Origin of the sequence: Rosenbergiella collisarenosi (assembly GCF_018494085.1) — a bacterium.
GTDB lineage: Bacteria > Pseudomonadota > Gammaproteobacteria > Enterobacterales > Enterobacteriaceae > Rosenbergiella > Rosenbergiella collisarenosi.
Map to the genome: position 1 here is coordinate 278,349 of NZ_JABBFP010000003.1, position 19,744 is coordinate 298,092.

Here is a 19,744-nt window from a genome sequence, read left to right on the forward strand (position 1 = left end):
TAAACACGGCCGATCGCCTACCACAACGTGATAGTGCTCACAGAAATATTAGGGATCGTATTCTTTTAATATTACTTAACCTTGCAGAGTCTATGGCAGACAAACACGGCGAATAAGCCTAGGGTTCCCCCTAAAATAATATCGAAGACTCTCTCCAAAATAACGCCATCGGATTGGGAGGCTGCACAGATCGACAACGGAAAACATACACATCGCAAGAAAAACCCATTGCGGTACTGCTTAGCGGCGACTAAGGATAATAAGGTCAAAAGACTGGCTAAATAAAAAATAACACTATTCCCTTGGACCCAAAAACCTAAGCAATAGCCGATGACGACTCCCGTAATTCCCGGTAGGAATCGGTCGAGAAATTTATTTTTAGCGAAGGAAAATTGGCAACTATTAATCACCAAACAAGACCAGATCAGCATGGGTGTCACCGGCTGGCCCACACTGATGACAGCCAGCATGCTAACCGCTAACGACATCGCAAGCGCCAGACACTCTGCAAGATTCTCACGCCACGAAATATCGACACGTTCGTCGGTAACTCGTTTACATCGTTGGGTGCATAAAAAAAGTAAACCCGCGGGAAGTGTACTAACAATAAACAGTAGGTGAAAATCAGTAAGATTATGCTGGACGGGTTGCTCGATAATGGGCATCGAAAAAAAGAGTATTGCCACTACAGCGTAGAGACCCGAGGACTTTTTAATCGTGGCTACCCGCAGGATAACGGGCAAAAATGAAACGCTAATAATTAGCCCGTAATAGACAACTATCGATATCGCTCCCCAGTAAAGAAACGCCAGCATATAACAGTAGCTTATGCCGATCACTACGCCTACTTTCCACCACTGTTCTTCGACCGCAAAGATATAAAAGAAAGCCGTGGCGATAACACATCCCGATAAATAAAAATCATCCCTTTTAAGGAGAGAAAAAATCAATATCGGTAACGTTGCGACTAATGCACCCAATAACTGATTAATATTCACCCAATCTGTTATCTTTATGTCCCGCACTAGTGAAGATAGTCGCTGCAATTCCCTTCTCCCTATCGGCTTTAATAACCTTAATCTTATCCTGCAATAATAAATGTCGTGTGGTAATCAACCGGAAAGTTAACGGAGCGGGCGATAAAACAAACCTGATGAATACGCTGATGGAGTGCCTCCGCCACGTCTAGATCCGTCCCCGGTAGCACGGTAATAGTCGGCGCTAAGGTGGCCGAGAGGAAACGCCCCGCCCCACTCGCCAAGACTTCCCCAACCGCTTGTGGACTATCCTGATAGGCGACAACGGTAACACCCGCTTCGGCGGCTAGATGTAAATACCACAGCATATGGCACGCAGAAAGCGATGAGATAAGCAGGTCCTCCGGGTTCATCTTGCTAGGATCACCGCCGAGTAACGGATCATTAGAACAGGCGATAGGGGCCTTTCCCTCCACGGCAATATCCCATGTTCGCGCATAGGCTCGATAGTTCGCCGTCCCCTTCCCTAAGTTTCCGGTCCAGATAATCGTAGAGTGGTAAGTATGTTCCATCAAAATTGCCTCATAAGGAATAGAACCCTTAATCAATCAGATAAAATGTTAGCCGTAAAGGCGTTTTAGAGACTCTATTGCTTAGTACACAACTTGCCCCTGACTGCGACATCTACGCAAAGATGGTGGGGTTGAATGCAAGATAAGGAATTTTGCCTACTACGATCCAAAGCTTTCTCTTCCCAGAGGTTAAGGCTAGTAGGGTTTTACATACATCACGGTAATCAATAATGCGGCCATAATTAGGCAAGGAACGACGATGACTGCTAGCAACGTGATCATCCAGAATTTGCGTTTGGACTGAGACATTGGGAACCTATTTACTTATTCGTTGTTAATACGCCATAGGGTAGCGCAGAAATTCGGTGGGTTCTACGAGAGAATAGCGTGTCATATATCAGATTTAATCATCAATATTAGAATTATCCTAGTTTTAGTCTAGAGTGATCAGTGGGTAATCCTTTTTAAAATGGAGTTAAAGATGGAATTAAATCGTGCAGTCACTCTTACCAATCGTATCTCATGGGGCAGTATTATCGCGGGTGTCATTACCGTACTCGCCGTTTCCTTACTCTTAACCACGCTTGGGGCAAGTTTAGGCTTCTCGCTACTCTCTCCGACGCAAGATGATATCGTTAATGGTGCTGATAAGGCGGTAATGATTTGGACGGTGGTCGCATTAATCATCAGTCTGGCTGCCGGCGGATTTGTTGCCGGGCGCTTAGCGGGTGCTGATGGCCTAATTCATGGATTCCTTATCTGGGGAACCACGCTAATCGTGGCAACCGTATTAGGGTTCTCAGCCGTCGGTGGCCTGTTGAAACTAACGGGTAGCGCGGTTGGATCCGTGGCGTCAGGAGCAGGCACGGTTGTCAGCGGCGCGGGTAAAGCCGTGGCAAATAGCGCTGATTTTGGAAAAGACCTGTTTGATAAACTCGGTATCAATACCAAGATCGAGACAGCCAATCCGAATCAAGATATCGTCAATGCACTAAGAAAATCGAATGTTCCCGAGCTACAACCTGAATACTTACAAAATCAGCTGCAACAAGCTGGCGATGATGTGATGGAAGCCGGTAAAGCATTTGCTACTCATCCAGAAAATAGCGACCAAATCATTAGCCAATTAACAGATAAATTAAAATCTCGCACCGAGACCATTAGCAAGTCTGTTAATCGTGATGATGTTAAAAATGCATTAGCGCAAAATACTTCCATGACTCCAGAGCAAGCGGATCAAGCGGTCGATAACTTCATTCAAGCGCGTGATAAAGCCGTACAACAGGCTAATCAGAGTATCGATCAGCTGCAAGATAAGGTGAATCAAGCTAAAGCGCAGTATGCGCAGTTTAAACAAGAAGCCAAACAGAAAGCCGACGCAGCTGCAAAAGCCGCCGCCAAGGTCTCTTTATGGTCCTTTATCGCCTTACTATTAGGAGCGATCATCAGTTCAGTAGCCGGTATGTGGGGAGTGAACACACTGCCTAACGGCAATCGCATTAAAGCCTAATCGGTTAGCCCTAATCTTTGGATTAGGGCTTTTTTTCGTAAACTCGCGCAGAAGTTGCGGTATTAATCCCTTCCCCACCCATAGAAAATTAATCAACCCTGACCGTAATATCCACGCTATTCGTTATGACTTTCAGAGTTAAGCTATTATTCATATAGTAACTATTTTATAGTTCTGAATTAATAGTAAGTAACTTTTGAGTAACCATGAAAACTTCACGTTCGATCGCCTTTTCCCTCTTTACCGTTCTCTTTTCAACCATGATCACCGCCCTATTTTCTTCATCCGCGGATGCCGCCATGACGACTCGTGACGAAAATATAAGCGCCCAGTTAGCGCAGCTTGAAGCATCAGTGCCTGGACGATTAGGGGTTTACCTCATCGATCCCATCCATAACGATAGCTATTCATATAAGGGCGATGAGCGATTTCCGTTTTGCAGTACGGGTAAAGTTTTAGTTGTCGCTAAACTCCTTCATGACAGCCAAACGAACCCGCTGACCATGAATATAGCGATGACAATTCAACAAAATGATCTTACTAATTATAATCCTATAACGGGACAGAATGTCGGCAAACGCATGACAGTTTCGACACTCAGTCAGGCTGCATTACAATATAGCGATAATACTGCGATGAATTTATTATTACGGCAGGCCGGTGGCATCGGCGCAATTAATGCATTTGCTCGTACATTGGGTGACCGACTATTTTTACTCACACGCAATGAACCGAGTTTGAATACGTCACTCCCCGGGGATGAGAGGGATACGAGTACCCCTTATGCGATGGCCCACACGCTTCAAAAATTGACCTTGGGTAACGGATTAGAAAAAGATAAACGCGACCTATTAACCCAATGGATGAAAGGTAACACCACAGGTAACGCCAGTATAAAAGCGGGAGTTCCCACAAACTGGACAGTGGCGGATAAGACTGGCTCGGGTGATTATGGCACCACCAATGATGTGGCCGTGATGTGGACTGAAAAACATAACCCTATCATTCTGGTCGTTTACTTTACTCAGTTCCAGCAAGATGCACTGCCAAGAAAGGATGTTCTTGCAAAGGCCGCTAACATAGTGACTTCATATATCCATTAAGCCGCTCAGGCAGCAACTTTTTGCTGCTTGGGTTTGATAACTAGTAATTTATTTCCTTAAGTAAAGTGTGAATATTAGTAATAAGGGGCAGTTTGGATATCGAAAATTACTGTACGTTAAGGTTGTTTTTTGTGTACCTGAGCTGTGGTATTCGGACTAGGTTGACAGGCAGTGTTGAGCGAAAAACGCACGTTAAACGAACCGCTTTCGGTGCTTTCCGGGGGCTGTCAGATTTTCAGCGTATCAATAATCACCCTTAGGGCTGGTGACACGTCGCGATGGGGGTAATACAGGTATGACCCTTCAAGTGAAATACTGTAAGGCTGTAATACCCTGATTAATTTTCCACTTGTAAGGTCGTCGGTGACCAACTCTTCCGGAACATAGGCCAGCCCCAGTCCCCGTCTGGCCGCTTCAGCCTCCATGTAGCTGTCAGAAAATACCCACTGTCCCTGTGGCCGGTGGGTGATTTTTTTATTGTCTTGATTAAGCTCCCACTGATAAAGGCTACCGTCGGCAAACTGATACGCAATACAGGGGTGTGACACCAGGTCATCCGGGGTATGCGGAAAACCATAGCGCCGGATATGGTCAGGTGTTCCGACCACCGCCATTTCCATGCCGGAGGTGATCCGCACGGCGACCATTCCCTCCCCGACATCCGACCCAAGACGAATCCCGGCATCAAACCGTTTATCAATGATATTCACAAACCGGTTTTCTGTGATTAGCTCCAAGCGGATATCCGGGTAGCGCAGCTGAAACACGGCAAGCCTGGGTAGCAGAACTTTATCAATGCAGTGCTGGCTGACATTGATCCTAACGGTTCCGGACGGAGTGTTGCGGTAATATGCCAGGGTGGCCAGCCCCTGATTCAGGGAGTCAAATCCCGACAGGGTTGCCTGGTAGAGCTGTTCACCAGCCTGAGTCAGCGATAATTTACGCGTGGTGCGAACCAGCAGTCGCACGCCCAGCCTGGCTTCCAGCTCGCGGATTGCCCGACTTATGCCGGACTGTGCCAGACCCAGCCGCTGAGCTGCCGCGGTAAAACTCCCTTCCCGAACAACCAACATGAAAAAATAGAGGTCGTTATAGTTTCCCCTCTTTGCCATCACTTCCCCCTGGAGGCATAAATTCGCTCAGTGGCCATACCTTAACCATTAGATTAATAACTATATGATATAAATGTTATCTAATCACCCCCTCTAATCATCTTTTTTATGCTGAGTATAATTAGCGCATTGAAACGAAGTAGGCATCTGCGTTTTCTCCATGTTGTCTTTCGGCGCGTTTGCCCAGAGCATCAGTGTAACCCCGTCCACACGACGGCCAAGTTGACTAAGTAAATCACGTTGTCCGCCGGTTGTTCTGTATCCACAACCTGTGTTTCAGGAGATGTTTTATGATTACGTTCGCACCCAAAAAACTGACAGCAACTATGTTGCTGTGTACCGCATTAAGTGGAGTCGCCAGTATGAGTTATGCAGCACCAACTAATCCCACCGCCCCTGTGTCGGTGATTGACAAATGGGACAAAACGTTTGCACAAAGCAACAAAGTCGATCACCGTAAAGTGACTTTTCAGACCCGCTATGGCATCACGTTAGTCGGCGACCTTTACATTCCCAAAGACCGGGGCGATCGTCAACTGGCGGCGATTGCCGTAAGCGGTCCTTTTGGTGCTGTCAAAGAACAATCAAGCGGACTGTATGCGCAGACGCTGGCTGAGCACGGATTTGTGACACTGGCTTTCGACCCATCTTATACCGGTGAAAGCGGTGGTTACCCGCGTAATGTCGCGTCTCCGGACATCAATACTGAGGACTTCAGTGCTGCAGTTGATTTCCTGGGATTACAGAAAGAAGTGGATCGCACCCGCATCGGTTTACTCGGGATCTGCGGCTGGGGTGGGATGGCGCTCAATGATGCAGCTATGGATACCCGCATTAAGGCCGTGGCGACCAGCGTGATGTATGACATGAGCCGCGCAATGGGCCACGGTGTGGGCGATGGCAAGGACCGTTATTCCACCACCGATCGTCGTGCTGTGTTGCAGTACCTGAACAACCAGCGCTGGAAGGATGCAAAAACGGGTTCTTTCGCCCCTGGTAGCCATGATATCAGCGTGGACGAGAAGGGTAATGTCAGTGCATCTGACCGTATTCTTCCTGAAGCATTGCCGGCAAATCCTAACCTGGTACTGAAAGAGTTTTTTGATTATTACCGGATGCCACGCGGTTTCCACGAACGCTCCGTTAACTCTGCCGGTGCCTGGAATGCGACAATGCCGTTATCATTTATGAATATGCCGCTGCTGAGCTATGCAAACGAAATTACTATCCCTACACTTATCGTAACGGGAGAAAAAGCTCACTCACGCTATTTTGCTGAAGATGCATACAAAGCCGTCGGTAGTAAACAAAAAGAACTCGTGATTATCCCTGGGGCTAACCATGTGGACCTCTATGACAACGCTGCGGGCAAAATTCCGTGGGCAAAATTCGATCAGTTCTTTAAGACTAATTTGAAATAATCAACTGCGCTGACATCCTCCTGTTAATGGTGGATGTCATTAAGCATTCATTAGCTAGTAATGATGTACCTTGCGTGTAAAATTTCCAACAATAGATGCGTCAGTGATGGTGAATTAATGCCGTTGCTTTTTTCATCGTACTTCACCTTTCATTTTCTGACGTTATTCCTGTGAATAGCGTCCGGCCCCGGCTTAACTGAAAACTGCCGGGGGGATTCGGAGTCAGCAATTTATGACCACACCGTCGAGAGACTCATATCTTCACAAAGAGCGCGCGTACTGGAGCGGCGTATTGGCAATGACATTATGCGTCTTTGCACTAATTGCTTCAGAATTTATGCCTGTCAGTCTGCTAACACCTATTTCGGGAGAATTAGGTGTCAGTGAGGGACTGGGTGGCCAGGGGATCGCTATTTCCGGCGTGTTTGCGGTAATAACGAGTCTCTCTATCTCTACACTGGCCGGGGGGCTCAACCGCAAGATATTGCTGTTGAGTATGACTGCATTGATGGCGATTTCCGGCGCTATTGTCGCGTTAGCACCCAGTTATCTGATTTATATGGTGGGTCGTGCGCTGATCGGTATTGTTATTGGTGGATTCTGGTCGCTATCTGCCGCCACGGCTATTCGCCTGGTTCCTCAGCATCAGGTTCCCCGTGCACTGGCTGTTTTTAACGGGGGCAACGCGCTGGCAACTGTTATAGCCGCCCCACTGGGGAGTTATCTGGGATCAGTCATCGGCTGGCGGGGTGCATTCTTTTGTATCGTTCCGGTCGCGGTGATTGCTTTTATCTGGCAGTGGTTCAGCCTGCCGACAATGCCAGCGGATAAAGAAGATAAGCGTACCGGCACTGTTTTTCGCCTTTTTGCTAACCCTGTTGTGGCCGTTGGGCTTGCAGCCTGTGGATTGTTCTTTATGAGGCAGTTTTCTTTGTTTACCTACCTGCGTCCGTTCCTTGAAACAGTAACGCAGGTGAATATCACCACGTTGTCGTTCATCTTGCTGACCATCGGTGTTGCTGGCTTTATTGGTACCCTGATGATTGGCCTATTTTTAAAATCCGGCTTTTATTCCACGCTTATTGCTATCCCTTTACTGATGGCGGTCATTGCCGTCGCCCTGATCGCTTTTGGTCACAGCATATGGATTGTTGCACCGCTGCTTGGCTTATGGGGATTAGTCGCCACTGCCGCGCCTACCGGTTGGTGGACATGGATCGCCAGAACTTTGCCGGAAGATGCGGAGGCTGGCGGTGGTCTGATGGTTGCCGTGGTGCAGCTGTCCATCGCACTTGGCTCAACAATCGGCGGATTAGCATTTGACCACAGCGGCTATCAAAGCACTTTTACCATTAGTAGCCTCTTATTGGTGATAGCGGCTGCCTTAGCTTTATTGGCGTCACGTAAAGATTTCCACCACACCTGATGAGGAATTCCCTGCTGAGAATATTTACCCTACTATTAGGGTTGTTAATCAGTTCAATCAGTTGTTGGAAATTTTACACGCAAAGGACATCATTACTAGCTAATGAATACTTATTGGATTTATAACTACTGCTTATTAATGAGGGCTGTCTTTGATGAAACGCAACCTGAACGGCCTTCTTTATTTTATCACAGTCGCCCGTGAAAGCAGTTTTACCCGTGCCACTGCACAGTGGGGTATCACCTAACCCGCCCTCAGTCAGGCGATTTCTGCACTTGAAGATCGTATGCAAATTCGCCTACTGACGCGAACCACCCGCAGCGTATCGCCGACGTCAGCTGGAGAACGACTGCTGTTGGCTATAGGGAGTCGTATTGATGAAATTTGAGCCAAACTGGATATTCTGACCGTACTGCGTGATTAACCGGCAGGAACAGTCCGCATCACCTGTGGACCCAATGTTTACTCAGCACGCTGTTGCCAAAACTAACACCACTGCTACATGAGTATCCGGATATTAATATCGAGTTCGACGCGAATCATAGTTTTCGCGACATTGTGGCAGACCACTTTGATGCGGGTGTTCGACTCGGTGATACCATTGATAAAGACATGATAGCTATCCCCACTGGTCTCAAATTGCGTAGGGCCGCAGTGCTCATACCAAGGCTGCGGGCCGCAAAGGCAAAACTCCCTGTATCGGCAGCTTCAATAAACGAAACACTCGCTCTGACATGTTGCGATAACTCCATACAGACTCCCGACATTATTTATACACGACGATTATCAACTTAAAGTTATCTATTAATCAGCAAGGGGTGGCGTTCAGGTTTTTAATAAAAACAAGCATACTCTCCTTCATTCGATAAGTGACAGAAAGGTGCACAATGAATACACCAGCTCCGGCCTTCTTTATTTTTAATGTCATCGTCCACGACACAAAGACGCTGAAGCCCTATCTGGAAAACGTCGAAGCCAGCTTACAAGGCATTCGGAGGGAAAAGAATGGTCTGGCAAAGGAGCTGAACGAGAGATATTAGGCGTATCAAAAGGTCATGGTATATGCTGGCCCCTCGCTACGTCGACGCGTACAGATAAGGCTGAATAAAGGTGAGGTTCGCAATGCACTTACCCGAGCGGTCTTTATGTTCCGGTTGGGAGAAATCATAGATCGGGAGCTGGAGAATAAGCGCTATCAAGCCAGCTGTCTGACGTTGCTGACTGCGGCAATCTCACTGTGGAATACTAACGATGATCGAGGCAAAGAATGGGTCACTATTTCACTAAAATCGGGGTAGTTTTGGGGAAGAATTTTGGGGAAAGAATTTTACAGTAAAAAAACGGGCACTTTTCAGTACCCGTCCTTATTAATCACGCGGAGTGACTAATTACATGTTAGAGATGATCGCATCACCAAACTCTGAACATTTCAGTAACTTAGCGCCTTCCATCAGACGTTCGAAATCGTAGGTCACGGTCTTATTGGCGATTGCGCCTTCAACACCTTTAACGATTAAGTCTGCGGCTTCAAACCAGCCGAGGTGACGTAACAGTAGGTTTATCTTATTGTTCTAACTCACTGCCTGCTTTAGATTTTTAACTCTGAAAGTACCACTAAATTAGTCAATGTTTAGATCAACTAAGCCTATGAAAAGATGATTGGTTATTTTCGTTTTGGGGACACATAATTGTATGAAAAGTTTACAGAATAGTACTATTACTTTGTAATTTTTATGGTTGTGAAATACTGACCGCAGTTAGAAATAATTTTAATAGCTCTCAGCATGTCTATGCTAATGAAAAATATCAATTAAGATATTACTATTGACAGACTAAAAGGTAATCTTTGGAGATTTTTCTTCGCAAAATCACTATCATTTGACTGCGATCTTGATATAATTAAATATTTAAATAAACATACCTTAAAGATAATGAAAATTAGTAATAACGAATTATTTATAAATGACGATGTAACTGATGATGTTTACGAAAAAATCAAGTCATTCCTATATGGCCTAGACGATATTAAATTAACAATTAAAGACTCATCGATATGCTTGGATGAATTTGAAATCCCTGACGCTGTAAGTTCTTTTAAATTAGATGGTTGCTCATTTAAAACCCAAACTAAAATATCAAATTTAAATTACGGCAGGAGTTTTTCAATAAGGAATTGTAAAAAAAAATTCTTTACAGGAAATGTAACAATACAAAATATCCATTGTACTGAATTTAATATTGTAGAAAACTACGGTCATGATCCTTTCGATTCACTCTCACCTTTTATAGAAGATTGTACTATCGATTATCTAACTTGCAATATAGCCCAGCCACCTTTTTTTACAAGAGTTAATTTCAAAAAAAAATTAAAAATAAACTCAGCAGAAACAGATGGAGATCATCAATTAGTTTTCAAGGAATGCAAGTTCCACCGTAACAGTGAAATTTTTATAAACTCACCAAGCCCAGTTGTTTTAACTATACAAAATTGCAGTTCTTCAGATGAGATAGACAATTATAATAGTGCGTTTTTTAATGCCAGTAACATAGTTATTGTAAAATCTCTATTTATATCAAACTCAAATTTAAAAAATTTTACTTTTTCATTTTTTTCGATCGAATTAAAAGAGGTTGAAATAGAAAACTCAGATATTGGAGTACTGGAGTTATCAACTATCGACGATAATTCAAATAAAAAAAATACAATATACAATATGAGAATAACCGATTCATGCGTACAAAAGTTGAACTTAAAAAATAGAGAGTTAATCCATGAAATTGATTTTTCTAATACTTATTTTCATACCCCACCTATAATACATGGTTCAAATATACCAGAAGGAAGTATAATTCCCGATAGAAAATATTTCATAGGGAAAAATGGTGTGAATGATGCATCACGTTATCGCGCATTAAGATTCATTATGGAGTCACAGAGAAACCGTGATCTTGAAGGTATGTTTTTCTCTCTGGAGCAAGAAAGCCTACTTAACTCTAAAACAAAAACAAAAAAATACCTTAGTGTAAGTTATTTATATTATATACTGTCAGATTACGGCACTAATTATCGTACACCACTGTTTATTTTATTAACCTCAATACCATTATTCACCATCATTTACTCAATGGTTAACTCTACTACACTATCGATTAATCTACCTTTAGACTGGAAGTTAATAACACAATCATTTATCATGGCGTTAAAACAAACCTTCCTTCCTTTCGACTTACTCAGAAACAATAATATGGTATCTGATGGAGCCCCTGGAACACACATTGCTCTAATTCTTATTAGCCTAGTTAATAGTATTTTTTCAGTCTCTCTTTTAGCTCTCTCTGGATTGGCTCTTCGATGGAAGTTCAAAAGAGGATAAATCATACATATGTATTAAAAATTACCATTAACTAAAAGGGGAAGTTATATGTTCATATTTCAGTCAATCACCTCTTTTTAGCTATGAGTTATTACTCATTGCTAACTTTTCATACCGAAGATAGTGATTATAAACATATAACTCTCCATTATGGGGTGTCAGAGGTCGAAGTTTGGGGATAAGTATGACTTAAACAGGTTGTTCTGGCCATATCACTGCATCAGTATTAAGCTCTACCCGGCTAAGCATTACTCGATACCTTTTCCACTCTTTCAATCTCTGTGTCTCTTCTTCAGTCGCTATTTCTAGATCTAGGGCATCTTGTAACGGCGCTATTTTCTCTGCGGCGATTTTGATTAATTTTCTCTGCTGGTCGGTGGCTCGCTCGAGACGATCTGTATCGCTTAGCTCTCTTTCCACAACTTTTTCATCAACGTAGATCCACCCCCCCGTAATATCAGCACGGCGATTTTGTGGGGTATCTTTTAGCTCGGTTACACTCATGCCTTCTGGCCAGAGACTGGACACGTCATTACCTGTTTCTGCACGGGTGATCATGCGGATGACGTTGTTTGCGTCAAAGCACAACTTCATTGTATCTTGCCTAAATCTCTTTTGGCATTCATACCAATCTTGGCCATCTGCCGATTGTAGGTAAATTACCCCACATTCCTCGGAGAGGCTTAACTGCTCAGGTGTACTTGGGTGTACTTTTTCGAAGTTTTTGATAGTGAGTAATTTCATTTAAGCGCGTCCTACGGTTACCCAATTTCCATTTATAAATTTTTGAATATAGCTATAGTAAAATCCTTCGTTATTGTCCCATTCACCCTGTACATCACAACCAATGAAAACGGCACCTTCAGGAACTATGCTTCTCCCAGTATTCCTGCCGGCGTACAGGTAAGCGATGCCTGATAGTCTAATATCTTGGACACGATTCACCTGTGCATCGTGACTCTTGTTCCATGCATCGTTCGCTCTGTTAGTGATGTGCTGAAGCGCTTGTTGTAAGGTAGTAGCGTTCCAAAATGCGCGAAATACACTTCCCCTTCCTTGAGTTTCTACAATATCCCCATTTGATTGAAGGCTATGACTTTGACCACCGTAGTTGAGAACTACGTTTCCGCCGAAGTACCCACTGCCGTTCGCAACGAATTCGCCGTTATTGCGAAACTCAAACCAACCGGTCGCCCCACCATTTGCTACGTGGATCCCCAAGCAATGGTAATGCCCAATATTTTCTAGGTGAAAAATATCAGCTTTCAGGTTTCCATAGCCCGTAACCCTTAAACCATTAGTCTGACGCTGATTATCAAAAACTAACCCTACTCCGGATTTCTCAATATAACTTCGACCACTGACGGTGTGAGTTCCCGAAATAGATAGGTCACCTGTTATATTGCCTCCAATCAGGGGGAGATAATTTTTTACATAATCCTGATTGGCGATCGTTAGGAGTTTCCAACCATTAGTTTTGCTCGAACGAAGACCAATATAAATACGGGCCATATTTGCTTTATCAATAAATAAAACAGTGCAGCTACGTTGTTCGTGATCGTTACCTATACATAATGCGTAAAGGTGCCCACCGGTTAAGATATGCGGGACATTTCGGCAGTTACTCACATCAAGCAGAATATGCGCGCCGTTATGAAACACATAAGTATTAAAATCTATCGAGATCGGCTGACTTTGTTTTAGCCCTAACCCGAAATCTCCCACAGTAAGCACCTGTCCTTTAGCGCTTGTCTCTTCCGACTCGATTAATTCAGCATCAGCCGCGCTTCCTAGCTGGATATTACCTTTTGGATCGGGTTTCTTGTCATTCACCGATTTGGCCGCTGCATCCGCTACGGACTTTACTGAGCTTAATGCTTTAGGCGTAGCGGCTGTTTTATCATCTGCTTCATCGATCGTATTACTCAACTCGACTAAACCGCGTTTGCCTACCTCCCCTTCTAATACCGCCAGTGCTTCCCTAGCCCTTTGCTGAGTCTCTGGCCCTTGTACAGCTAATTCCTCTAATGCTTGATCAATACGGAGAAATAAACCTTCACCGGTTGCCACATTCAACGAAATATTCGCCGTCTCGGAAACCGCTAATCGAAACTGAATATGGACACTCACCCCACCCTTAGGCTTTTCTATTGCCGCGCAATTGGCCAAAGCATAGAGTTCACCACTATTGGTCAATAGCCCAATTTCACGAACGGTAAACCCTCCGATCTCCGGTGGCAAAACAAGCTTGGCCATAAGTTGCGATTGCTGATCTGAAGACTGCACAAGAGCCGAGATATCTCCTCGGTACTTTTCATTGATAAGTGCGGTCTGTGCTGCATTAGGGGCTATCGCCTTCCCGCTCGCATCGCCGATGACAAACTGGGTGAGCCGAATTGTTGAGTCACTCGCTAATGCCTCAATTTCGAGCTTTTTCCCTAGGTTAGTAATAATGCTATAGAAGTCATCCATGCGAGTCTCCTGCATAAATATCAATGTCGATATGCGTAGTTACAGCCCCAGAAATATAAAACACCCCCTCGGACCCCACGTCAGTAATAACGCTAATATTGCTTAAGCTGCTACGCAGATTAGTGGCTCTTTCAGAGAGGCTGTGAATGGTTTCATATAACTCCGCAGTTACTGCTTCAGTGCTATACACTTCAATTCGAAATGTGTAGGGAAGTTGTCGTGGTGTATCCTGCCACCATTCTACAATTGTGGTCGGTAGTCCTATGGCACTTAGCGAACGTCTGACCGCCCCTGCGGTTCCCCTATGTTGATGAACGTAGGCAGCATCTGCGATAACCTGCCTTTTTTGATGTTCTTCCCAGTTAGGATCCCAATAATCCACCGCGTATTCCCAAGCGAGCCAAGGCAGTAAATGAGCCGGACAACTGGCTGGATCCTTAGCTTGTTTGATAGGAATTGGAATGGTGAGGATCTGTTCCGCATTTGCTTGTTCGAGCGCGCGTTCAGTCACTGTCGCATTGGGAGGGAGTAAGGTTTTATACATTAACACCTCACGAAGATGATAAATAAATTGCCCGACAATAAGGAGCCGTACCAAGCTGAGTTTCGTTATCTGAGGTAGGCTGGGTTAGATGAACACGACTCACACCAGGTTGATGTAATGCGCGATAGATACCTGAAAGGGGGACCACACCACCAATGTGGTGAAGTTTCGCAACATAGCCTTCAAGAGCCTTTTTTGCTGACTCTAAAATTGTCTTGGCATCAGGTCCATCAGGAATATCGAGCTTCGCTTCGACCTCGAACTCCTCAATATTGGCACTCTTCACCGAAACAAAATCTGTCAGGGGTCTAGTTTCATCTTCATTTAATTTTTGAAGAACCTTTTCTAATAATTGTGGGGAGGCAACACCGTTACCCGCCCGGGAAAGAACATAAATATCGACTTCTCCTGGCCGGCCATGAACTTTAGGTCCATAAGCTTCAACATCCAAAATTTCTGGATCGGCTGACTTAGCATAGAAACGGTAGGCATTTCTGGCACCTGCTGTACTCAACTGTGACCACGAAAGCTGTATTTGCGCTCGATATTCTTCGTCATCTTGCATAACCGCGGCTGTGGGAGGGATAGTATTAAGATCTGCAGGAGTGATAACTTTACGCAACACATTAAATCCAGCCCCTATTTGGTCCAAATCAGCTCCCGTTGCACTCGCGAGCAATACTCCTCTGACCGCATCATTAATGCGCTGCAGTATAAGAACCGTTTGATAAGTATTTGCTTCGCCTTGCTTAAAAACAGGATCTGACTCGACTAATGCATCATAGATGGTATCGAGACTCCGCAATTTATTGAGCCAATTATCGAAAATATGTTGAGCGTCTGGGATTTGAACCGCATCGGGTACCGGCACGGCGGAAAGATCGATAAGATTAGGACTGATGGCCATAAATAGTTAACCTCTCAAATACGACCTGCTGGCCAGTTTCGGTATTAACTCCTTCAACTGTTAAGTCAAAGTGCCCTTCGCTAATGCCTGTTAATTGGATTTTTTTCACACTGAGTCTAGGCTCCCACCTTGCTAGTGCTGAGGCTGTTGCCGAGATGATTTTGATACGTGTTCTTTCGTCTTGAGGGTTATCTACCAAGTCAATAATGTCAGAGCCATATTCACGCAGTAGAACTCGACTATTTTTAGGGGTACTTAGAATATCAATGACTGATTGGCGTAAATGTTCATCCCCCGATAGCCGTTTACCTGTTTTAGCATCGACACCCTGCATAAATTTTCCTCAAAAAAAAACCCGCCAAGGCGGGCTAACTTATCGTTTTACTAAAATAATCAATACCAGTGGTTGTCGTAGGACTCTTCTTAGTCGAGCTTTTCGACTGTATGTCTTTCACTAACTCAAATACCACCGATAACCCTGTTGAGGACAGACTATAAATTATTGACTGAATAACCCAGGACCTATCTTCTCTTTCCCCAAAACCTTGAGTCATAACTCGAGCTTCAGCGGTTAACGGCAAATGTGCTGGCCGGCATGGCGCAGAGATACTCATTCGTCGTGCATTACGGTTAACTTGCATTTTTTTCGCATTGGCTTGTTGAACAGCTTGAGCGTTGTGGGATTGGGTGTAAGGATTTTCAAGATCGGGCCCTTCATGCTCAGTATGGGTCAGTACAGTTTTGCCGGTCTTTTCGTCATAGTAATTAACACCGATTTTTCCTTGCTTTGCTTTATCTCCAGCCACTGTGTTACCGGTAGTAGCGCCTCTCTGGCCCTCACTGTAGCTCCAATGCGTCACTTGGCTGGGGAGCAACGTTATTTCCGGCACGAATTTACCACTGACCGTTAGTGCAGCACCTTGCTCCAGAAACAACCAGTAGCCTCCGGTAGTTTTGCTCACAGCGTTATAACTTCGGGCAAGTCTCGTCATGAAATTAGCATCAGATTCCGACACCTGATCAAGATGATGTATCGCGATATCCGTTAATTTATGAGTTACTTTAGGAAATAGACCATTGTCGGAGGCGACTGTTTTCACAATGTCGCCTAGCGTGACACTATCCCAACTACGTGTTTTAGTGTTTTGCACGTCGCCGGCGTGCTTCTGGGAATTCATCGGTGCAGCAGTCGCATAAATCACGATTCTGCGCGGTGGGCCACTGCTCGAGACGCCACTTACCACGAACCACCCTTTGTTAACTAACTCCCCATTAAATCCGAGGGCCAGCTGCAAGCGCGCACCCTTTATAGGTAAAGTCAGCGATTCAGAGACTAGGGTGATCTGCAATTCATCGGCTTTACCCGTAGCACCGCCATTATCGGTTAAGGTTAGCTCCTGCAAACATTGTCTGACTGCAACAGTAATGTCCTTTCCTTCTGCAGTAATGCTGAACTCCGGTCGGAACTCTTCTTCAATCTTCACTCCCATAACACGAAACTCGGGATAGACGCTTGTGCTGGAAGCTCCGGTAATACGACCGATACGCCGGCTGCATAGACTGCGCCTAAATCGGCCAATCCCGGGTTGGCTTGTAAGACTAATACGAGTGTTTTACCAAGATGAACTGAACCGTATCGCTCGGCACAAATGGCATCTAGCATATCCCCATCACGGGTTTGATAAATCGTCACCATAATGTCGAATTCCTATCGAAAAGGTTTTATGTCGCGGAGCCCCTGCAGGTAAAAATCTTGTGGTACTGTCGCTGAATTTCTCCACTACCCAATATCCGAGAACATCACCGGCTCCGCTGACCAACAATAGCGGTGTAGCGTTATCTGCAAGCTCGTAGAGATCATCGATTGCGTTCACACCACGGTGAAGAAAAGCATGGGCCTCTCCTTGAAGAGTCACTGTTCGCCGAGTTTTGCCTGTGTACTGTAAGAGATCTGGGCGCCCTATACGTTCCTGCACACTCCAACGCCAATTGGCCTCGCGCGCTAATTGGTTATAAGTCAGCATATCAATCGAGAATTCAAAATCACCGAGTAACAACATCACCCTAGAGTGATTACTGGCTCTCGCGCGCTTAGCGGTCATTGCCTGAGATTCAACCGCTGCGGGTACAGAGAATCCGCTCATTACCATAGCTCTCCCTTGTCATACATCGCGTTATTACCGTTAAAAATATCGGCAGCGTTGACTCGATTAACCACTTCGTCAGCGATCGACACACCGGTTTTCTCATCACTGACATTGATTTCAATCTTCAATTCCTGTTTACGTCGATCCGTTATTTCCGTAGTTTTTGGCGCACCCTCTGCTTGAGTAATATGCTGCATCAAGATCGCCCAAGAAGCTCTTTCTACTGAGGAAGCATCGTTATCCCCCCCTTGGCGGTTATCTTCAGTAATAGCGGTTTTGTCATGGTGAGTAGGGAAAGGTGCGGGTGATAATTCAGGTTGAATTAGGGAGGGTTCGCTTAACCAACCGAGGGGTAAAGGCTCACTTTTAGATTTACCATCGATGGACTCGAGCAATAGCTGACTTGTGCTCTCTTGGAATTCTCCGTTTTTGAAGGGATTTCGAGTGACTCGCCATCCTGCCTTCTCTTCGGCTCGAGTCCACTGATTTGTCAGGGAATCAACCACCTTCGGTGAGTTAATACGTTGAGCAAACCAGTCACCCAACCCTGCCTCTCTGGCTTGAATTTCGGCAATTTTTAATGGAGTGCCGGTCGCCACTGCTTGCAATAAGCGTTTTTTATTACCTTTATCGTCGGGTAACAACCACGAAAGTTTTTTCGCCGCAGCATAGAGAACTTTACCCACCAAAAGGACGCCGCTTCCAAATTTCAGCACGCTTGGATACATTTCGTTCTTCATAAAATGAACGATTTTATTGATCCCTCCATTTCGGAACCAATCAGCGAGATCATCGGTCAGCGCTCTAATTTTTGGTGAAAGCTGATCGCCTAATTGCCCGGATATTTCATCCAATGCCGACGACATCACCGTTTGCAAATTAGATATCGCTTGCTGGCCTTCCTGTGCTCCTCGAGTACCGGCCTCGGTGACCATTTGGTAACGTTTTTGCTCCTCCATAACGTCACGATAACTTTTCCCTGACTGCTTGAGTAGCATGAGGATTTTACTTGCTTCACCACTCAATAGCTTATCGAGGGCAAAGGAGGCGACCATTGGGTCTTCCAACGTCAGTGCGCGCTCGATAATTTTATTAAATTGATCCATATCTTTCAGGCCAGCTAAATCGCCTGCTTTAAAGCCTAGTGCCTTAAACGCTTCTTCTAACCCCCTCTGCTTACCGGTCTGTTTGTACTGCCCCGCTTTTTGCAAATACTCCTCAAACATAGAACCAAAGCTTTCCCCGTTGAGACCATAATCCCGGCCTATTGTGTCCCAGGCATTAAACGTTTCAACATCTACACCATAACGCTGAGCAACCCCTGCTCGCTCAGCAGTTTTCGCATTACGTATGGCGGGAGTAATGAGCGTGCCGAGCGCACTTGCAATGAGACTACCGCCACCTAATGCTAAACCACTTGGAATAGGAGCGCCTGCCATCCGGCTAGCTCTAGAGAAGAGTCCTTTACCTAAACCTTGAATATGCTTAAATTGCTCAGCACGTTTTAACTTACGATTAAGAGCCTCTTGAGCTTGCGTTGTTTTCTTGATCTCTTGCGTGACGGTACTGTAGTCCCGTTTGAGTGAGCTGATATTTTTACCAGCTAGTTTACCTTTTTTGATCTCCGCCGAGAGAGTCTGTTGCTGTTTAGTCAGCTTCTGGGTTTGCTTTTCAACATCCTTGATCCCTTTATTGATACCTTGAGTAGAGCGTTTCCAACTGCTATCTAGATTTCCACCAAAAGTAATCACGGCCTTAAATTTTTGGTTTAGTGCCACGTTTTATAGCCTCCACTTCATCTAACAGAATGTCTTTAAAGGTGCTAAAGGGCATTTCAAGATAATCACTCATTGGAAAATGCAAATGCTTGCCTAAGAAGCGGAGTCCATTGAGGATCTCTGTTTCGGACGCTTGCTTGGCGGTAGCATAAAAACGTTAAACGCCTCCTCGAGCTGTAAGTAATCGGCTGCCGTTAAGGCATAGATATCCTCCTCGTTCATGTTGCATAGCAAGGCCAGCATGCGAGCGTCTTTTTCTCCCTCGCTACCCCGATCTTTCTCACGGAGGATACGGTCACGAACGGTGGGTTCTCTTAACGCTATTTCGGTTAACTGCGCGCCGTTAGCTAGTGTTAGAGGGGTATACAAGATGATGGTTTGCGAACTACTTGGGTACATAA

Annotated in this window: 19 protein-coding genes and 3 pseudogenes; 8 read left to right on the forward strand and 14 right to left on the reverse strand. The window is 45.0% G+C overall.

Annotated elements, in window-relative coordinates; genetic code table 11:
- Nucleotides 1-71: 71 nt before the first annotated feature.
- Nucleotides 72-998 (reverse strand): FUSC family protein, encoded by a 927-nt coding sequence (locus tag HGT70_RS07075; RefSeq protein ID WP_214195396.1) that lies wholly within the window; start codon nt 996-998, stop codon nt 72-74.
- A gap of 83 nt (nt 999-1,081) precedes the next feature.
- Nucleotides 1,082-1,549, reverse strand: a complete 468-nt coding sequence (locus tag HGT70_RS07080; protein ID WP_071430416.1) for an OsmC family protein — start codon at nt 1,547-1,549, stop codon at nt 1,082-1,084.
- A gap of 481 nt (nt 1,550-2,030) precedes the next feature.
- On the opposite strand from HGT70_RS07080, the gene HGT70_RS07085 reads away from it, so the two are divergent.
- Together HGT70_RS07085 and bla are read left to right on the forward strand one after the other, a co-directional pair.
- Nucleotides 2,031-3,059, forward strand: coding sequence for a TIGR04086 family membrane protein (locus HGT70_RS07085; RefSeq protein WP_214195397.1), 1,029 nt, complete (start codon nt 2,031-2,033; stop codon nt 3,057-3,059).
- A gap of 206 nt (nt 3,060-3,265) precedes the next feature.
- Nucleotides 3,266-4,162, forward strand: coding sequence for a class A beta-lactamase (bla, locus tag HGT70_RS07090; RefSeq protein ID WP_214195398.1), 897 nt, complete (start codon nt 3,266-3,268; stop codon nt 4,160-4,162).
- A gap of 227 nt (nt 4,163-4,389) precedes the next feature.
- Here the strand turns inward: bla and HGT70_RS07095 are convergent, their stop codons facing one another.
- Complete coding sequence (locus HGT70_RS07095; protein WP_214195399.1) at nt 4,390-5,274, reverse strand: LysR family transcriptional regulator; 885 nt, start codon at nt 5,272-5,274, stop codon at nt 4,390-4,392.
- A 293-nt stretch (nt 5,275-5,567) separates the two neighbouring features.
- On the opposite strand from HGT70_RS07095, the gene HGT70_RS07100 reads away from it, so the two are divergent.
- From HGT70_RS07100 to HGT70_RS07120, 5 genes and pseudogenes are all read left to right on the forward strand, one after another.
- Entirely contained in the window at nt 5,568-6,695 is a 1,128-nt protein-coding gene (locus HGT70_RS07100) for an alpha/beta hydrolase (RefSeq protein ID WP_214195504.1), read from the forward strand.
- Between the two features lie 232 nt (nt 6,696-6,927).
- Nucleotides 6,928-8,121, forward strand: coding sequence for an MFS transporter (locus tag HGT70_RS07105; protein WP_214195400.1), 1,194 nt, complete (start codon nt 6,928-6,930; stop codon nt 8,119-8,121).
- A gap of 154 nt (nt 8,122-8,275) precedes the next feature.
- A pseudogene (locus HGT70_RS07110) lies at nt 8,276-8,787 on the forward strand (LysR family transcriptional regulator); the annotation flags it as partial.
- Between the two features lie 221 nt (nt 8,788-9,008).
- Entirely contained in the window at nt 9,009-9,161 is a 153-nt protein-coding gene (locus HGT70_RS07115) for a hypothetical protein (RefSeq protein WP_214195401.1), read from the forward strand.
- Between the two features lie 36 nt (nt 9,162-9,197).
- Nucleotides 9,198-9,368 (forward strand): annotated as a pseudogene (locus HGT70_RS07120) (Tn3 family transposase); the annotation flags it as partial.
- A gap of 141 nt (nt 9,369-9,509) precedes the next feature.
- Here HGT70_RS07120 and HGT70_RS07125 read toward each other — a convergent pair.
- Nucleotides 9,510-9,677, reverse strand: a pseudogene (locus HGT70_RS07125) (isocitrate/isopropylmalate family dehydrogenase); the annotation flags it as partial.
- A gap of 375 nt (nt 9,678-10,052) precedes the next feature.
- Here HGT70_RS07125 and HGT70_RS07130 point away from each other — a divergent pair.
- Complete coding sequence (locus HGT70_RS07130; RefSeq protein ID WP_214195402.1) at nt 10,053-11,495, forward strand: hypothetical protein; 1,443 nt, start codon at nt 10,053-10,055, stop codon at nt 11,493-11,495.
- Between the two features lie 189 nt (nt 11,496-11,684).
- Here the strand turns inward: HGT70_RS07130 and HGT70_RS07135 are convergent, their stop codons facing one another.
- The 10 genes from HGT70_RS07135 to HGT70_RS07180 form a co-directional block, all read right to left on the reverse strand.
- Complete coding sequence (locus HGT70_RS07135; RefSeq protein WP_214195403.1) at nt 11,685-12,239, reverse strand: tail fiber assembly protein; 555 nt, start codon at nt 12,237-12,239, stop codon at nt 11,685-11,687.
- Entirely contained in the window at nt 12,240-13,967 is a 1,728-nt protein-coding gene (locus HGT70_RS07140) for a phage tail protein (protein WP_214195404.1), read from the reverse strand.
- A complete protein-coding gene (locus HGT70_RS07145; RefSeq protein WP_214195405.1) occupies nt 13,960-14,511 on the reverse strand; it encodes a phage tail protein I in 552 nt (183 codons plus the stop codon). Before HGT70_RS07145 ends, HGT70_RS07140 begins: the two co-directional genes overlap by 8 nt.
- Before the next feature lie 7 nt (nt 14,512-14,518).
- Entirely contained in the window at nt 14,519-15,418 is a 900-nt protein-coding gene (locus tag HGT70_RS07150; protein ID WP_214195406.1) for a baseplate assembly protein, read from the reverse strand.
- The gene (locus tag HGT70_RS07155) at nt 15,402-15,752 is read right to left on the reverse strand and encodes a GPW/gp25 family protein (protein ID WP_214195407.1); all 351 of its coding nucleotides are present in this window, start codon (nt 15,750-15,752) and stop codon (nt 15,402-15,404) included. The genes HGT70_RS07150 and HGT70_RS07155 overlap by 17 nt, the downstream gene beginning before the upstream one ends.
- A 34-nt stretch (nt 15,753-15,786) precedes the next feature.
- Entirely contained in the window at nt 15,787-16,908 is a 1,122-nt protein-coding gene (locus HGT70_RS07160) for a contractile injection system protein, VgrG/Pvc8 family (protein WP_214195408.1), read from the reverse strand.
- Nucleotides 16,899-17,114 (reverse strand): tail protein X, encoded by a 216-nt coding sequence (locus tag HGT70_RS07165; RefSeq protein ID WP_214195409.1) that lies wholly within the window; start codon nt 17,112-17,114, stop codon nt 16,899-16,901. The genes HGT70_RS07160 and HGT70_RS07165 overlap by 10 nt, the downstream gene beginning before the upstream one ends.
- The gene (locus HGT70_RS07170; protein ID WP_214195410.1) at nt 17,089-17,562 is read right to left on the reverse strand and encodes a phage tail protein; all 474 of its coding nucleotides are present in this window, start codon (nt 17,560-17,562) and stop codon (nt 17,089-17,091) included. The genes HGT70_RS07165 and HGT70_RS07170 overlap by 26 nt, the downstream gene beginning before the upstream one ends.
- A complete protein-coding gene (locus HGT70_RS07175) occupies nt 17,562-19,343 on the reverse strand; it encodes a hypothetical protein (protein ID WP_214195411.1) in 1,782 nt (593 codons plus the stop codon). Before HGT70_RS07175 ends, HGT70_RS07170 begins: the two co-directional genes overlap by 1 nt.
- 93 nt (nt 19,344-19,436) lie before the next feature.
- Nucleotides 19,437-19,742, reverse strand: a complete 306-nt coding sequence (locus tag HGT70_RS07180) for a phage tail assembly protein (RefSeq protein WP_214195412.1) — start codon at nt 19,740-19,742, stop codon at nt 19,437-19,439.
- Nucleotides 19,743-19,744: the final 2 nt, after the last annotated feature.

Coding starts and splice junctions, on each gene's coding strand:
- HGT70_RS07080 (WP_071430416.1), bottom strand. CDS start 1,549: ATGGAACATACTTACCACTCTACGATTATCTGGACCGGAAACTTAGGG.
- HGT70_RS07085 (WP_214195397.1), top strand. CDS start 2,031: ATGGAATTAAATCGTGCAGTCACTCTTACCAATCGTATCTCATGGGGC.
- bla (WP_214195398.1), top strand. CDS start 3,266: ATGAAAACTTCACGTTCGATCGCCTTTTCCCTCTTTACCGTTCTCTTT.
- HGT70_RS07095 (WP_214195399.1), bottom strand. CDS start 5,274: ATGGCAAAGAGGGGAAACTATAACGACCTCTATTTTTTCATGTTGGTT.
- HGT70_RS07105 (WP_214195400.1), top strand. CDS start 6,928: ATGACCACACCGTCGAGAGACTCATATCTTCACAAAGAGCGCGCGTAC.
- HGT70_RS07115 (WP_214195401.1), top strand. CDS start 9,009: ATGAATACACCAGCTCCGGCCTTCTTTATTTTTAATGTCATCGTCCAC.
- HGT70_RS07130 (WP_214195402.1), top strand. CDS start 10,053: ATGAAAATTAGTAATAACGAATTATTTATAAATGACGATGTAACTGAT.
- HGT70_RS07135 (WP_214195403.1), bottom strand. CDS start 12,239: ATGAAATTACTCACTATCAAAAACTTCGAAAAAGTACACCCAAGTACA.
- HGT70_RS07140 (WP_214195404.1), bottom strand. CDS start 13,967: ATGGATGACTTCTATAGCATTATTACTAACCTAGGGAAAAAGCTCGAA.
- HGT70_RS07145 (WP_214195405.1), bottom strand. CDS start 14,511: ATGTATAAAACCTTACTCCCTCCCAATGCGACAGTGACTGAACGCGCG.
- HGT70_RS07150 (WP_214195406.1), bottom strand. CDS start 15,418: ATGGCCATCAGTCCTAATCTTATCGATCTTTCCGCCGTGCCGGTACCC.
- HGT70_RS07155 (WP_214195407.1), bottom strand. CDS start 15,752: ATGCAGGGTGTCGATGCTAAAACAGGTAAACGGCTATCGGGGGATGAA.
- HGT70_RS07160 (WP_214195408.1), bottom strand. CDS start 16,908: ATGGGAGTGAAGATTGAAGAAGAGTTCCGACCGGAGTTCAGCATTACT.
- HGT70_RS07165 (WP_214195409.1), bottom strand. CDS start 17,114: ATGGTGACGATTTATCAAACCCGTGATGGGGATATGCTAGATGCCATT.
- HGT70_RS07170 (WP_214195410.1), bottom strand. CDS start 17,562: ATGAGCGGATTCTCTGTACCCGCAGCGGTTGAATCTCAGGCAATGACC.
- HGT70_RS07180 (WP_214195412.1), bottom strand. CDS start 19,742: ATGTACCCAAGTAGTTCGCAAACCATCATCTTGTATACCCCTCTAACA.